Origin of the sequence: Massilia sp. W12 (genome assembly GCF_037300705.1) — a bacterium.
In the GTDB taxonomy this organism is placed as follows: Bacteria; Pseudomonadota; Gammaproteobacteria; order Burkholderiales; family Burkholderiaceae_D; genus JACPVY01.
In genome coordinates this window covers 2,213,526-2,228,702 of record NZ_CP147776.1, presented here as the reverse complement: position 1 = coordinate 2,228,702, position 15,177 = coordinate 2,213,526, and the positions used below count along the sequence as shown (strand labels likewise).

Here is a 15,177-nt window from a genome sequence, read left to right as displayed (position 1 = left end):
AGGTGAAAACCTGCATTCTCGCCGCTTTTGCCCGGATACGCAAAGCTTTAGCGCCGCCAGCGCCGCCGCGCGCCTGCCTGCTGCGCTCAGAGTTGATTGATGCTGATTTTTTGCGGCCTTTGATAGTGATCCTGCAACATTAAATCCACGCCGCAGGAAAGGTTTTCAATCCAGTGCAAAAATTCGGCAATCACTTTGCGCCCTTTGAGCGGCGCGCCATGCTGCGGCACAATCCATTCCGGGTCGAGTTTTCTGACCATCTCCACCCAGAAACGGCAGACTTTATTCGAGACCATATAACGCGCATGAAAGCCGCGCATATGCGGCAAGTGCGGCCCCAGCTCTGTCACCGCGTCCATGGCTTTGCTGGCCGGCATCATGGAGGCGCCCATATCGCCGGAAAACAGGATGCGCGAAACTGGATCGTAAAATTGCAAATTGCCTTCCGAGTGCAAGAAGTGGGCCGGCAGAATTTCAAAATTGGTGTCGCCAAACGGCAGCAAAGTGCCCTCATCCGGAATCGGAATAATGCGCCCTTCGGTTTTGCCCTGGGGACAGAAATGCGGCACAAAGCGCGACCAGATGCGCGAAATCAAGAGCTTGGTGTCAGAACCCTGCAGCCAGCGCGGCAGCGAGGCGATGATATCGGGATCGGCATGCGAGGCGAACACATAGCGCAATTGCTTGGGTGGAAAAAAACGCCCCATGGAGACAAATAATTCATTGTAGGTCAGCACCCCGCCCGGATCGAGCAAGATGCCATTGCCATCCTGCACAATCAAAAACTGATTCGACTGCACCGATTCGCCATTGTCTTCTTCCACCAGATCGGAAAACATCAAGCACAGATGCTTTCCATTGTTAAACAGCTCAATCGCCATCGTTACCTCATTGTTTTCGCGCCATCCATCATGCCGGGAAATGCAAGGCGCATAAGCAAGCGCCGTCATAACATATGCAGCATGACAACAAAGGCAAATTCAAAAATGCAAAAGGGGAGCACGCCGCTCCCCTTTTGCGCCTGCAGGAATGCAGACCGCATGTGTCTGTCCCGCCGCCCAAATCCATACGTCCGCGCAGCTGCGCAGACTTCAATCGCAGCTATCCTAAAATGCTCCGTGACAGGCGTAAATACGCCGGATGGCTTAGGCAAAAGCGCCAAGTGCGAAGTCGCAGCATCCGCGCGCACAGTTTTTTTATGCGCAAAATCCGGATTTTCAAAAAACGCTGCTATAATTTTTGCTTTGGCGGGGCGTAGCGCAGCCTGGTAGCGCACCTGCATGGGGTGCAGGGGGTCGGAGGTTCGAATCCTCTCGCCCCGACCAAAAAACTCAATGCTTTTACATGATTGAGCCGCATTCAAACCAGAGAATGCACAGCCTGTGAAAGGCGACACAGCAAACCCGGAACCGGTCTTCCGGGTTTTTTGTTGCCTGGATTTTTTATTATGAATCCGGCCTCAGCCGCCGGGTGCGCCGATAGATTTCTTGCTCCCGCAAAAATCGCTTGCGGGGCGATTTTCCCGGCGCCAACTGCCGCGCCCTCCCCCATTTACTTACTCGACATGCTTAACTTGTTTTAAATACAAGAACTCCATCATCGCACGCCGATAAGCCGCGTATTGCGCATCAGACGCCAGCGCCAGCCTGTCACGCGGACGCGGAAATGCTATCTGCAAAATTTCCGCCACATGCGCGCTGGGGCCATTGCTCATCATCACAATCCGGTCTGACAGCAATATCGCCTCGTCAATATCATGCGTGACCATCACCACGGTCGGCTTCATTTCAGCGGAAATGCGCATCACCTCATCCTGCAGCGCGGCGCGGGTCAGCTCATCCAGGGCGCCGAAAGGCTCATCCATCAACAGCACGCGCGGCTCAATCGCCAAAGCGCGCGCAATGCCGACGCGCTGCTTCATACCACCCGAGATTTCATACGGCATTTTCCTGGCCGCATGCGCCAGATGCACCATTTCCAGCGCCGCCGTGACGCGTTGCGTCAATTGGGCCGGACTTTCTTTGTTGCCGAAGACGCGCTTGACCCCCAACATCACATTTTCTGCGCAATTCATCCAGGGCAACAGCGCATGCTGTTGAAACACCACAGCGCGCTCAGGCCCGGCGCCGGTGATCAAATCATCATCACAGCGCAATTCTCCGCCACTGGGACGCAACAGGCCGGCAATCAAATTCAGCAGCGTGCTCTTACCGCAACCGGAGTGGCCGATCAAACAGACAAATTCGCCAGCTTCGATATCAAGCTGCACGCCGCGCAAAGCCTCGTATGGCCCACTCGATGTGTCAAAGCGCATGTCAACATCGCGAATATGCAAAGAAGAAGACATGACGCTACTCCCTGAAGGATAAACGCTGGCCCAACTGCGCCAGGATGGCATCAAGCAGCAAGCCAACCATACCGATCAAGATGATGGCCGTGATCATCGAGGCGATTTGCAAATTATTCCACTCATTCCAAATGAAATAACCAATGCCGGACTGTCCCGCCACCATTTCAGCGGCCACAATCACAAACCAGGCGATGCCGATCGAGATCCGCATGCCGGTCAAAATCATCGGCACCGCCGCCGGGAAAATGATATGCAAAATGCGCTGTCCAAGCGGCAAATCCAGCACCTTGGCCACATTCAGCCAATCGCGCCGCACGCCTGCCACGCCAAACGCGGTATTGATCAGCATCGGCCATAAGGCACAGATAAAAATAATGAAAATCGCCGAAGCCCCGCTGTCCTTCAAGGTGTACAAGGCAAGCGGCATCCAGGCCATGGGCGAAACCGGCTTTAAGACCTGGATAAAAGGGTTTAAAGCGCGCTGCATGAGTGGCGACATGCCAAGCAAAAAACCCAGCGGCAAGGCGACTGCCAGGGCCAGCCCGTAACCGCTCAAGACGCGCTTGATCGAATACCACAGATGCCAGCCGATGCCGACATCATTGGTGCCGCGTTCATCAAAGGCATGCGTGAGCAAATCCACGCTGCGAACCCACACCTGGGCCGGCGTCGGCAAAGCGGCGGCAGGCTGGGCCTGCGCCGCCGCGCCGGCCAGGCGGGCGTACTCATCATCCACCGCAGCCGCTGCCGGGGCTGGCGCCACCGTCAGAAAATGCCACAAGGCAATCAAGCCGGCCAGAATCAAGAGCGTCAACAACCAGGGATGTCGGCGCAAGAGCTTCATGCGCGCCCCATGCGCCGCTTCAGATAGTCTTCGGGCTTATTGGCGTCGAACTCATCGCCCAGAATATATTCCTTGCCAAAGGCAGGCTTGGGCGCAGCTGTGCCCATGTCTTCCATCAGGCGTTTGGCGTCGGTGGCCAGCATCACTTCCTGCGCCAGCTTTTTATAATCCAGATCATGCTTGATCAAATTCCAGCGCCGCAATTCACTCAGCAAAAACACGCCGGAAGAATAATGCGGGAAAGGCTGGAATTCGATGCGGTCCGGCACATTGCGGATCTGCCCCAAGCCATCGGCGAATTTGCCGGTCAGCACTTGATCAATCACCAGCTCGGGTTGGTTGATATAGTTGGGCGCGGATAAAATTTTCGCCATCCCGACCCGGCTGCCGGGTTTGGAGACATGCAGGCTGGCCCCGATCACGGCGCGGTAAAACGCCAAGTGCGTATTCGGATGCTGTTTGATGAAGGACTCCAGCGCCGTCACCGAGCAGCAAGGATGTCCCTTCCAGATATCGCGCGAAAGAATATGAATAAAGCCGGCGCCCTCATACACTGCGCGCTGGCCGCCCGGCTCGCCGCCCAGAAAACCATCCACATTGCCGGTGCGCAAATTCGACACATATTCAGAGGGCGGCACAATGCGGAAAGAGACATCGCGATCCGGGTCCAAGCCATGCCGCGCCAGGTAATAGCGCAATTGCACCGCCTGCTGTGAAGACTCAAACGGCACGGCGAATTTAAAGCCTTTCCATTTGCGCGGATCACGGTTGTCCTTATGCTTCATGGCCAGCACCAGCGAATTGCCATTCTGATTCAAGACCGAAAGTATCCGCACCGGCGTCGCCGGCGCCCCCATGCCAGAACTCATGGTTAAAGCAACCGGCATGACTTGCTGCGAAAAATCCAGCTCGCCATTGATCATTTTGTCGCGGATCAAAGAAACCCCGGCGATTTTCTGCAGCTTCACATCCAATCCCTGCCGCGCAAACAAACCCAGTTGCTCGGCAAAAATCAGCGGCGTGGCGCAGGTGATCGGTAAAAAGCCGACATTGATGCTTTTTTTCTCCAGCGGGCCGGGGGCTTTCTCGGTTGCGGCGAAAGCACTGAATGCTTGCAGCGGCAACACCGTGGAGAGCGCCGAAAGCGCGGTGGAAGCGCCCAGCGCGCGTAAAAAGCGGCGGCGGAAATCGGCTTGGGGGAACATTTGAACGAAAGCCGCTTGCTGCAATTGCTGCATGATGGCTTGTTCGGGGTTTTGCGCAGCGGCGAACTGGAGTAAATCATCTGCACTGTGGTTCAAGCCACAGTCACAAGCGCCCAGACTGTGTTTCAGATAAGCGCCGTCTTTGTGCGCGGTTTGATCGACATCGTCTTGCATCATGCTCTCCTGCCAAGTTGTCAGGCGGGGCGGCAGCCCCGGCGGATACATAGTACATCGTCTTCATACTTACCAGCGATACGGAGTGAGTGTATACCCTGTTTTCCAAAGCGGCAAGACGGTTTACCCCCTGCTCTCAAAATTCTGTCCCATTGCAGCCGGCATATCGCGCCCCTGGCTGCCCCGGCGGGACATAAACACCAGCACAGCAATCGCCGCCAGATACGGCAGCATGGATAAAAACTGGGACGCTATCTGCACCCCTTGCGCTTGCGCGTGAAAGCCCAGAATGGTGACGCCGCCAAACAACCATGCCCCCAGCAAAAGGCGCAGCGGGCGCCAGCTGGCGAAGGTGGTCAAGGCCAAGGCGATCCAACCGCGTCCGGCCACCATGCCATCCACCCACAAAGGGGTATACACCAGTGACAGAAAGCCGCCCGCCAGACCGCAGCAGGCGCCGCCGGCCAATAAGGCCAGCAAACGCATGCGCTGCACAGAAAACCCCAGCGCATGCGCCGCCTGCGGCGATTCGCCCACCGCGCGCAAGACCAGGCCGGCGCGGCTGTGCTTGAAAAACCAATGTAAAAACACCGCCAGCGCGAGAGCAAAATAGGCCAGCCAGTGCTGTGAAAACAGCGCTTGGCCGAGAAACGGCAATTCAGATAAGCCGGGAATGCCGGGCGCACTGTTGCGCAAACTCGCGCCGGCATACGGCAAACCCAGATAAGAAGCCAAGCCGCCGCCCAGCAAAGCCAGCGCCAAACCGCAGGCATATTGATTGGCGCCCAAGCCCAGGCAGAGCGCGGCAAACAGCAGCGCGCCAGCCATACCGGCCAGCGCAGCGGCCAGCAAACCCAGGCCCGGCGCACCGCTGCCCAGGGCCACCGCAAAGCCGCACACCGCAGCCAAGGCCATCATGCCCTCTGCGCCCAGATTCACCACGCCGCATTTTTCATTGATCAATAAACCGCAGGCGGCCAATAATAAAGGCGTGCCGGCGCTGATTGCGCTGGCGATGAGTTGCGCCCACACTTCCATCATGCCCCCTTGACGCGACTGCGCCACACAATTTCATAGCGGATCAGAGAATCGCAAGCCAGCAAGGCGCACAACAGCACGCCCTGAAACACTGCGCTGATCGCATTCGGCAGACCGAGGCGCAATTGCGCCAACTCGCCGCCCAGATAAAACAGGGCCAGCAAGGCCGAAGCCAGCACGCAACCCAGCGGATGCAAGCGCGCCACCCAGGCCACAATAATGGCGGAAAAACCATAGCCGGGCGAAATCGCCGCATTCAATTGCCCCACCGGCCCCAACACTTCACAGGCGCCGGCCAAACCGGCCAGGGCGCCGCTGAGCAACATCACCTGCCACAAGCTGGCGCGCGCGGAAAAACCGGCAAACTTCGCCGCCTGCGGCGCCAGTCCGCCGACTTGCCAGCGAAACCCCAGCCAAGTCTTGAATAAGGCCAGCCACACCAGAATCGCCGCCAGCAGCGCAAACAGGATGCCGGGATGCAAGCGGGAGCCGCCCAGCACCGGCAATAACAGCGCATCGCTCAGCATTTTCGATTGCGGGAAGTTATAGCCTGCCGGATCGCGCAATGGGCCATTCACTAGCCAGCCCAGCAAGAGCTGGGCCACATACACCAGCATGAGGGAAACTAAAATTTCATTCGCGCGGCCCCAGTCGCGTAAAAAAGCCGTCAAGCCGGCCCACAACATGCCGCCCGCCATGCCAGCCGCCAGAGACAAAGCCAGCGCCAGCGCAGACGGCAAGCCCTGCCCATCCAAATGCAGGGCCAAGGCCGCTGCCGTCATCGCCCCGGCCAGCAACTGACCTTCGGCCCCGATATTAAACACATTCGCCCGAAAACACAGGGACAGTCCGAGCGCGCAGAGTAAGAGCGGAGCCATTTTCAAGCCCAATTCGGCCACCCCGCGCAGGTTTTTCAGCGGTTCCCAGAAAAATACCGCCAACCCCTGCGCCACCGGCTTGCCGAGCAAGAACAAGAGCAAGGCGCCGACCGCCGCCGTCACCGCCAGCGCCAGCAGCGGCGAGAGCCAGCGCCAGTGCGGGGAAGGGCTGGCGCGTAATTGCAAAGCGATCATGCGCCCTCCTCTGCCAGCGCCTGGGCCGGCGCGGCGGCAGGCCAGTCCCCGCTCATCCAAGCGCCCAGCACAGTGGGACTGGCCATGGCGCGCGGTAAAGGGGGCGACAAGCGCCCGCCCGCCATCACATACAAACGGTCAGACAGCTGCAACAATTCTTCCAACTCCTCTGAAATCAAAACAATCGCACAGCCCTGCGCGCGCAAACTGCGCAGCGCGGCATGCAATTGCGCCGCCGCATGCACATCCACACCCCAGGTCGGCTGCGCCACCAGCAACACGCGCGGGCGCCGCGCCACTTCACGCGCGAGTAAAAATTTTTGCAAATTGCCGCCGGACAGCGAGGCGGCGATTGCTTCGACTCCGGCAGCCTTCACCTGCCAGGCGCGCATCAGCTCCGCCGCCTGGGCGCGCGCTGCGGCTTGCGGCAGCCCGCCGCGCCCTTCCTGTCCCAATAATAAATTTTGCCAGAGCGCCATGGCCGGCACGCCGGCATGTCCCAAGCGCTGTTCCGGCGCATACGCCAAACCGCTGCGGCGGCGCGCCGCCACATCCCAGCCGCCGGCTGCCTGACCCTGCAGCAAAATCATTTGCGGCGCAGCGCGCTGGTCTTCGCCGCTTAAGGCGGCCAGCAATTCTTGCTGACCATTGCCGGAAATGCCGGCGATGCCGACAATCTCGCCGCTGTGCGCATCCAGATGAATATCGTGCAGGCCTACGCCATCGGGGTGTGTCGGTTGCAGGTTCAAGGCGCGCACTTGCAGGCGGATCTCTGTGGTCTGGCTGGCGGGGGGCGGAGCTGGCGCGGGTGCGGCGTCAGTTTCGGTTATGACATCGCCAGTCATCAAGGCCGCCAACTGCAGCGCGCTGTGGCTGCGCGGATCGCAATGCGCAATCACGCGCCCGCCGCGCAACACCGTACAGGCCGAACACAGGCTGCGGATTTCTTCCAGCTTGTGGCTGATATACACGATGCTGCAACCATCCCCGGCCAATTGGCGCAAGCTGACAAACAGCGCCTGCACCGCCTGCGGCGTGAGCACGGAAGTTGGTTCATCCAAAATCAAGACTTGCGGCTCGCTCAAGAGCGCGCGCAGGATTTCCACCTGCTGGCGCTGGCCGACTGAGAGCGTATGCACCAGGCGTTGCGGCTCGACCGTCAAACCATAGCGCGCCGCTTTTTGTGCGATGCGTGTTTCCAGTGCGGCTTTGTCTTTGCATGCAGCGGCCGGCAGACCGAGGGCGATATTGTCAAATACGCTCAAGGCTTCAAACAGGGAAAAATGTTGAAACACCATGGCAATGCCGGCCGCGCGCGCCGCCGCCGGCGTGGCTGGCGCATAGGGCGCGCCATTGCGCCACATCCGTCCCGCATCCGGGCTTTGCACGCCGTAGATGATTTTCATCAGGGTGGATTTGCCGGCCCCGTTTTCCCCCAGCACGGCATGGATTTCGCCGGCGGCCAGGGTGAAGTCGATCTCACTATTGGCCGCCAGCGCGCCGAAATGCTTGCTGATGCCTTGCAATTGCAGGCGCGGCGGTGAACTGGCGGTACTGGCTGGGCGGGTCATGGCGGGCCGGGATGTGTTGGGGAATTGGGATATGCGATTGTATGACAGTGTGGGGTAAAACGGGTAGCATGGCCTGGTGTGCGGATTGGGGGGATGGCATGGAGTGGGATGATCCTGAAAGGGCAAGACGGCAGGCGCTGGATGCGCAAGCCTGCCGCGCTGAGGTGGGCGGCTTGATTGCGCAGGAAGCCATGCGGCAAAGCGGGGCGCTGGATTTGTCGTTTTTTAGCGCGCTGCAGGCTTTGCCGGCGGAATTGGGGGATTTGCGGCATCTGCGGGCCTTGGATGTTTCAGTTTGTGGCATAAGCGATCTGACGCCGCTTGCCGCTTTGACGGCTTTGCAAGAGCTGGATTGCGCTCACACCCAAGTCAGCGATCTCGCGCCGCTTGCCGCTTTGACGGCTTTGCAATTGCTGAATTGCGCAGCCACCCAAGTCAGCGATCTCGCGCCGCTTGCCGCTTTGACGGCTTTGCAATCGCTGGATTGCTCAGAAACCGAAGCCAGCGATCTCGCGCCGCTTGCCGCTTTGACGGCTTTGCAATCGCTGGATTTCTCAGCCACTCAAGTCAGCGATCTCACGCCGCTTGCCGCTTTGACGGCTTTGCAAGAGCTGAATTGCTCTTACACCAAAGTCAGCGATCTCGCACCGCTTGCCGCTTTGACGGCTTTGCAAGAGCTGAATTGCGGCGGCACCCAAGTCAGCGATCTCGCGCCGCTTGCCGCTTTGACGGCTTTGCAAGAGCTGAATTGCTCTTACACCGAAGTCTGCGATCTCGCGCCGCTTGTAGCTTTGAAGTCTTTGCAAAAGCTGTATTGCAGCAGCACCCAAATCAGCGATCTCGCGCCGCTTGCCACTTTGACGGCTTTGCAAGAGCTGAATTGCTGGAACACCGAAGTCAGCGATCTCTCGTCGCTTGCCGCTTTGACGGCTTTACAAGTACTGAGTTGCTATGAAACCCAAGTCAGCAATCTCGCGCCGCTTGCCGCTTTGACGGCTTTGCAATCGCTGACTTGCTATCGCACCCAAGTCAGCGATCTCGCACCGCTTGCCGCTTTGACGGCTTTGCACGCGCTGGATTGCTCTTACACCGCAATCACCTCCCTGCCGCCCTGCTTGCCTAAGCTTAGGAAATTGGATATCTCAGGCTGCCATTTGCAGACAGCTGATGCAGCTTTTTTGCATTCTCCAGCACTGGAAGAACTTATTGCAGAAGACAGCCAACTCCCCGACATGCCAGCCGAAATTCTGTCACATCGGCATGATGACAACTGCCTGCCGCGCCTGCGCGCTTATTTACATGATTTGCAAAGCGGCGCCAAGCCCTTGTGCAGCGCCAAGCTGATGATTTTAGGCAATGGTCGCGTTGGCAAAACCCAGTTATTGAATCGCTTGCGTGATATCGATTTTGATGAAAACGCCGACTCCACCCATGGCGTGCAAATCCAGCGCCTGCAAGCTGATGACAGTGCGTGGCATGCCTGGGATTTTGGCGGCCAGGATATTTATCACAGCACCCATGCCCTGTTTTTACGCAATCGCGCCGCCTTTCTCATCGTCTGGTCGCCGGATTGTGAAAGCGGTGAACATATCGACCAATATGGCATGCGTCATAATAATCAAACGCTGGAATATTGGTTGCGCTATGTTTTATGCAATGCCGGCGCCGAATGCCCGGTGATGATTGTGCAAACGCGTTGCGAAACGGCGCAGCAACAGCGCGCCCAGCTGCCGGCGCCGGCGCATCTGCTGGCGCAATTCAAACAATTGGAAATCCTGCACTACAGCAGTAAAAACAAGCGCAAACACAGCGCATTGGAAGAGGCTTTGCAGGAAGCGCATGTATATTTAATGGCGCAACACCCTGCCCATATTCCCAATGGCTGGCAGCGTGTGGCGGATGTGCTATGCGCCTGGCGCGAACAGGATAACAACTGCGCCAGCGCAGATAAACAGCACCGCCTGGTGACGCAGGCGCAATTTGCCGAATTGTGCGCACAAGGCCATGGCGATGTCAGCGCCGCGTCTGCGCTGCTGGATTATTTACACCATGCAGGCTTGGTGTTTTATCAGGCAGGCGTGTTTGATAACAGCATCATCCTTGACCAAGCCTGGGCCTTGGATGCGATTTACACCGTATTCCAGCGTGACACATGTTATCAATGGCTGAAAAACGCCAAAGGCCGATTTACCCGCAATGATTTGGCCTTGCGGGCTTGGCAACAATTCAGTGCCAGCGAGCAGAAATTATTTCTTGGCATGATGTGTTCTTGCGGGATTGCTTTTTGCATTCGCAATACCGGCCATCAATCCGAGGCGGAATACCTTGCCCCGGATTTCCTGCCTGAACGAGCCGAAATCAGCACCCAACTTGCCAGCGAATGGGATGCGGATTTGCCTTTTGCAGAATCCATTCTCGACTATGATTTGCTGCAGCCTGGCTTGATGCGCACCCTGATTGCCAAAATTGGCAGCCAAGCCGGCCAACATGCCTTGTATTGGCGCCATGGCGTTTGCGTGTATGAGCTTGCATCCAGAAGCAAGGCCTTGATTGTGCAAGAAAGCACAGGCGCATTCAGTGGCCGTTTGATTTTGCGCACCCAGCGCGGCGACGCCAAGGGTTTGCTGCAAAAACTTTTGATGATGCTCGATCATGATCGTTGGCAATGGCGCGATCAAGCCCAGTTCAAACAATGCCCACAGGAAAAAACCATGTCTGAGCACGCAGAAAAGCCCCAATTCGGCCCCGAGCCGCCGGATGAAAGCCGCATTACCTATGCCGTGTCGTATAAATGGGAAGAGCAAAGCACAAACATGGTGGACAAGCTGTGCGAACAAGCGCAGCAACAAGGCATGCGGATCATGCGCGACAAAGACGATGTCAAGCTGGGCGACAGCCTGAGCACATTCATGAACCGCTTGACGCACCAGGACAGGGTGTTTGTGATTTTATCGGACGCCTATTTAAGATCACCGAATTGCATGTATGAATTATGGCAAATCTGGCGCCTGGCCCAGCACGATCCGGCACAATTTATGCAGGCGGTGCGGGTGTATGTGATGGCGGATGCGAAAATTTTCAGTTTCAAAGAGCGCGCTCCATACGCCATCTATTGGAAAACAGAATTTGAGCAAATGGATGCTCTGCTGCGTGAACATGGCCCGTCCATCATGGGCGCCAAAGACTACGAGCAATACCGCCTGATGCAATTTTTCTCGCTGCATGTTTCAGAAATCTTGTCGTATTGCGCAGATACGCTTTTGCCCCGCAATTTTGAAGAATTATGCCGCTATGGTTTTGCTGAGAGCGCAAAGCGGCAAAAGGGTATGTGATTAGCAAAAAAACCGGATCGGCTTTAGCCGCGAATACGCGCCGCGCCATATCAGCCGCCGGTTTTCGCGGCTAAAGCCGCTCCCACCACAAACTCACAGGTTTTCCTTGCACAGGCTGTTGCGCGAAGCGCAGGAAAATCAACCAATCCGCACACCCGAAAATCCACCATCGGATCAAGCTGTGAATTAACAAAATACCGGTAGGAGCGGCTTTAGCCGCGAATACGCGCCGCGCCATATCAGCAGCCGGTTTTCGCGGCTGAAGCCGCTCCCACCACAAACTCACAGGTTTTCCTTGCGCAGGCTGTTGCGCGGAGCGGGCCTTAATCAGACTGCAACAAGCCTATTTCCCTGTGCGGCAACACCCTGCCCTTGCCCCCCGGCGGGATGCAACACACCACGGGCTTTTCCGCCAGCAGCGCCACCACCAGCGCCATGCTGTTGCAACCATAAACCGTGCGGGCGGCGGCGATTTGGACGTATAGCGGGGTGGCGCTATCGACATGAATATGCAATTTCGGATGTTTTAAATAGGCGTCGAATTTATCCGCCGCTTCCGAGGGATGGGGGCGGATCACCACATGACTGTTGGCCGGCAGTTTTTCGATCAGATAATCCAGCGCTTCCAATTCGGTGTAACCCCAGTGGCGCGGGTCGCCGTATTCGCGTTCGGCCAGCGCCGCCAGCGGTTCGCTGACAAACAGCAAATGCGGGCTGTCGGCAAAGGCTTGCGGGGCCTGGCTTTTGAGGCGGGCGAATTGGGCGCGGATTTCTGCAAAATAAGGATTCGGATACAGGCTGAGCGCCACCTGCTGCGCGCCCTCTGCCTGCAACATGGCCTGCGCCAGTCTGTGCGCATCATCATCGCCGACCCAGATCTGGCTTGGCCACACGGTTTGCCCCTCGCGCGTAAAGCGCTGGCGGTAATTCACCCAATGATCGAGAAAAGCCGCGCTGGGCATGCCGGCCTGTTGCGCGGCTTGCATGGCGCGCCATTCCAGATCGCTATGCCAGCCGGTGCCGCACAGCAAGCCTTGCGCGCCATGCATGGCGGCTTCCAGTGTGAAGGGATGAAATTTCATCTTGCGTGCAAACACCGCCGCCGCCGGGCCGTGCGCGCAGATGCGCCAGGCATATTCGGCATGCTGCAGCGCCAGGGCGGATAATATTTCAGCGCCGCCGGCGTCGTGCGCCACCAGGGCGATTTCTTCCATCTGCGCAAAGGGCGCGGGCAGGCTCGGGGGCGTCATAGTTGTTTTCTATCCTCGTCCGGCTGACCGGGGGTCAGGTGGGCGTCAAAATACAGGGTTAAGGCGGGGTTGAAGCTGAGTTTGAAATCGCCGCGCTTTGGCGAGTTGACGCCAACCACATCCACCTCAGGCAAACCGCGCAGGCGCGCATGTTCAAAATTGGCGAAGATGAGCCGGGTCGCGCCGCCGCTGTGGCGCAGCGCGGGATTGTTCGCCGCAAACAGGTAGTAGGCGCGCTTTTCATCATGCACAAACAGGGTGCTGGAGGCGATTGCCTGCAAGCCGGTTTGCGCCGGACTCCGGCATGCCGACAAGCAGCCAAACCCGCCCGCTTGCGCCGCATGGCACAAGCGCGCCACCGTTTCACGCACCGCCGGGGCCAGCGCAATGCCCTGGCGCGCAAAGGTTTGTGTGTATAAATCCATGAAATCGCCCAGGCTGGCGTGAAAATCGACGCTGAAGGCGGCGGCTTTGCGGTTTTCCTGGCGGCGGCAGGCGCGCGCCTGCGCCTGCATATACGCGCTGTCTTGCAGATGCAGCAAGGCGGTGTAGCGCGGCTGCAGGCGGAATTGCCCGAGTTGCGGCTTGTGAAAATTGTGCCACAGCAGGGGCCGTATATCCGGCGCCAGCCAGGAGAGTGACATATCAATATTTCTGTAGGTCTGGCACAAGCGCTCGATCATGAATTCGGCAATGCAAAATTGCTGCTGCACCTGTTGCCGTGAGAGCGGCGGCGCGGCGCGCTCAGGCGGCGCGGCGAACAGCAAGCCCTGATAGGGGGTGAAGGGCATTTGGCGCAAATCTTCGCCGTTTTCGCTTTCACAGGCGGCGATCATGCCAAGCGCGCGCGCGCCATCCAGCGCCAGCCAGCAACGGTAGCGGCAGCCCAGCGCCTTGAGCCAGGCATGGCTTGAAAACAGCGTGCCTTGCGGCGAAGCGGCCACCAGGCTGTCCCAGTAGCCGGGATCAAGACACTCTTGCCAGCGCAAGTCGGCCATGCCGCGTCCTTTCCTGGTAGGCTGCGGTGTTATGCGCGTGGAATCTGGTCCAGGTTGTGCAGCACTTTATGAAAAGCCGCCGCCACATCGTCCATATCGCGCTCAGTGAGCGGTTCACGCACAATCGGGGTGAAAATCATTTGCTCTTCATGCATTTTTTCCACCACCGGGCAGCTGCCTTTGGCGTAGTTGTACTCCACCTCCGGCTGCAACGTCCAGGGAAAACCTTTGCTGCCAAGCGCGATTTTCTTTTGGTACAGCGCGGCTAAATAGAGCGGCTTGACATAGGCTTGCGCCAGCACGGTTTGCTCCCAGTGCGCGGCGTGCGGCAATTCGGCATTCACGGCGCGCACCAAGTCGGCGCGCGAGACGCCGGTGACGGCGGCGTCATATTTGATCGGGTAAAGATAATAGGCGTGGCCGCAGTTTGGATCTGTTTTGGGCGGGGTCACGCCGGGCAAGCCTTGCAAGGCGGCGCTCAGATGCGCGGCTAAACGCTGGCGCAGCGCCAATAAACCTTCGAGTTTATCCAGTTGCGCGCTGCCAATCGCCGCCTGGATCTCGGTTAAGCGGTAATTGCTGCCTATCATATTGCACATGTCTTCCATGCCGGTGTATTCGAGCAGGTTTTCGGCATGGTTGCGGATCAGTTGGCAGCGTTTGGCCAGTTGCGCATCCTGCGTCACCAAGACCCCGCCTTCGCCGGTGTGAATGTGCTTGTGGTAATTCAGAGAAAAGCCGCCGATATCGCCTAAGCAGCCGACTGGCCGCCCTTTGTAGCGCACGCCGGGCGCTTGCGCGGCGTCTTCGATCACTTTTAAGCCGTGCTGGCGCGCCAAGGCCAGAATCGGATCCATGTCCGCCGCCTGGCCGAAGATGTGCACCACCATAATCGCCTTGGTGCGCGGGCTGATCACTTTGGCGATGGTGTCGGCTGTGATATTGAAGGAATCCGGGTCGATGTCAGCGAAAACCGGGATGCCGCCATAAAACAATATCGAGGTGGCCGAGGCCGACATGGTGTAGGGCGAGACGATGACTTCATCGCCCGGCTCTATGCCAATCGCGCCAATCGCGGTCATCAGGCCGGTGCTCCAGGAATTGACGCTGATGGCGTGCGCAAAGCCATACGCCTCGGCCCATTTGCGCTCGAAGGCTTGCACATATTCGCCGCCCAACCATTGGTCGCCGGGACTGCCGAAGAAGCCGGAAATTTTGTCCGTGTCCATCACCGCCATGACTGCCTGTTTTTCGGCTTCCCCCATGGTGCGCCGCATCGGAAACGGGGCCACGCGCACCGGCGTGCCGCCATTGATTGCCAATTTGCTCATTTGCTCTTCCT

12 protein-coding genes and 1 tRNA gene are annotated in these 15,177 nt (G+C 58.2%); 2 read left to right on the top strand and 11 right to left on the bottom strand.

The annotated features are described in order from the left end of the window. Positions 1-86: 86 nt before the first annotated feature. Together V8J88_RS08940 and V8J88_RS08935 are read right to left on the bottom strand one after the other, a co-directional pair. Entirely contained in the window at positions 87-881 is a 795-nt protein-coding gene (locus V8J88_RS08940) for an MBL fold metallo-hydrolase (RefSeq protein ID WP_338849067.1), read from the bottom strand. Positions 882-946: 65 nt separating this feature from the next. Further along, the gene (locus V8J88_RS08935) at positions 947-1,282 is read right to left on the bottom strand and encodes a hypothetical protein (RefSeq protein WP_338849066.1); all 336 of its coding nucleotides are present in this window, start codon (positions 1,280-1,282) and stop codon (positions 947-949) included. Here V8J88_RS08935 and V8J88_RS08930 point away from each other — a divergent pair. Further along, positions 1,249-1,325 (top strand) — tRNA-Pro (locus tag V8J88_RS08930). The genes V8J88_RS08935 and V8J88_RS08930 overlap by 34 nt on opposite strands. Before the next feature lie 230 nt (positions 1,326-1,555). Here the strand turns inward: V8J88_RS08930 and V8J88_RS08925 are convergent. From V8J88_RS08925 to V8J88_RS08900, 6 genes are all read right to left on the bottom strand, one after another. After that, positions 1,556-2,347, bottom strand: a complete 792-nt coding sequence (locus V8J88_RS08925; protein WP_338849065.1) for an ABC transporter ATP-binding protein — start codon at positions 2,345-2,347, stop codon at positions 1,556-1,558. 4 nt (positions 2,348-2,351) lie between these two features. Beyond that, on the bottom strand, positions 2,352-3,194 hold the full coding sequence (ntrB, locus tag V8J88_RS08920; protein ID WP_338849064.1) for a nitrate ABC transporter permease: 843 nt from the start codon (positions 3,192-3,194) through the stop codon (positions 2,352-2,354). Then, positions 3,191-4,576, bottom strand: a complete 1,386-nt coding sequence (locus V8J88_RS08915) for a CmpA/NrtA family ABC transporter substrate-binding protein (RefSeq protein WP_338849063.1) — start codon at positions 4,574-4,576, stop codon at positions 3,191-3,193. The genes ntrB and V8J88_RS08915 overlap by 4 nt, the downstream gene beginning before the upstream one ends. Before the next feature lie 120 nt (positions 4,577-4,696). Next, complete coding sequence (locus V8J88_RS08910) at positions 4,697-5,611, bottom strand: ABC transporter permease (RefSeq protein WP_338849857.1); 915 nt, start codon at positions 5,609-5,611, stop codon at positions 4,697-4,699. Then, entirely contained in the window at positions 5,611-6,684 is a 1,074-nt protein-coding gene (locus V8J88_RS08905; RefSeq protein WP_338849062.1) for an ABC transporter permease, read from the bottom strand. The genes V8J88_RS08910 and V8J88_RS08905 overlap by 1 nt, the downstream gene beginning before the upstream one ends. Beyond that, positions 6,681-8,255 (bottom strand): ABC transporter ATP-binding protein, encoded by a 1,575-nt coding sequence (locus V8J88_RS08900; RefSeq protein WP_338849061.1) that lies wholly within the window; start codon positions 8,253-8,255, stop codon positions 6,681-6,683. The genes V8J88_RS08905 and V8J88_RS08900 overlap by 4 nt, the downstream gene beginning before the upstream one ends. 41 nt (positions 8,256-8,296) lie before the next feature. Between V8J88_RS08900 and V8J88_RS08895 the strand changes: the two genes are divergently transcribed. Continuing rightward, on the top strand, positions 8,297-11,587 hold the full coding sequence (locus V8J88_RS08895; protein WP_338849060.1) for a leucine-rich repeat domain-containing protein: 3,291 nt from the start codon (positions 8,297-8,299) through the stop codon (positions 11,585-11,587). 323 nt (positions 11,588-11,910) lie between these two features. On the opposite strand, the gene V8J88_RS08890 is transcribed toward V8J88_RS08895, so the two are convergent. The 3 genes from V8J88_RS08890 to V8J88_RS08880 are packed head-to-tail and all read right to left on the bottom strand — an operon-like array spanning position 11,911 to position 15,166. Then, a complete protein-coding gene (locus V8J88_RS08890; protein ID WP_338849059.1) occupies positions 11,911-12,837 on the bottom strand; it encodes a hypothetical protein in 927 nt (308 codons plus the stop codon). Further along, the gene (locus tag V8J88_RS08885; RefSeq protein WP_338849058.1) at positions 12,834-13,835 is read right to left on the bottom strand and encodes a GNAT family N-acetyltransferase; all 1,002 of its coding nucleotides are present in this window, start codon (positions 13,833-13,835) and stop codon (positions 12,834-12,836) included. The genes V8J88_RS08890 and V8J88_RS08885 overlap by 4 nt, the downstream gene beginning before the upstream one ends. Before the next feature lie 29 nt (positions 13,836-13,864). After that, entirely contained in the window at positions 13,865-15,166 is a 1,302-nt protein-coding gene (locus V8J88_RS08880) for a DegT/DnrJ/EryC1/StrS family aminotransferase (protein ID WP_338849056.1), read from the bottom strand. Positions 15,167-15,177 lie beyond the last annotated feature (11 nt).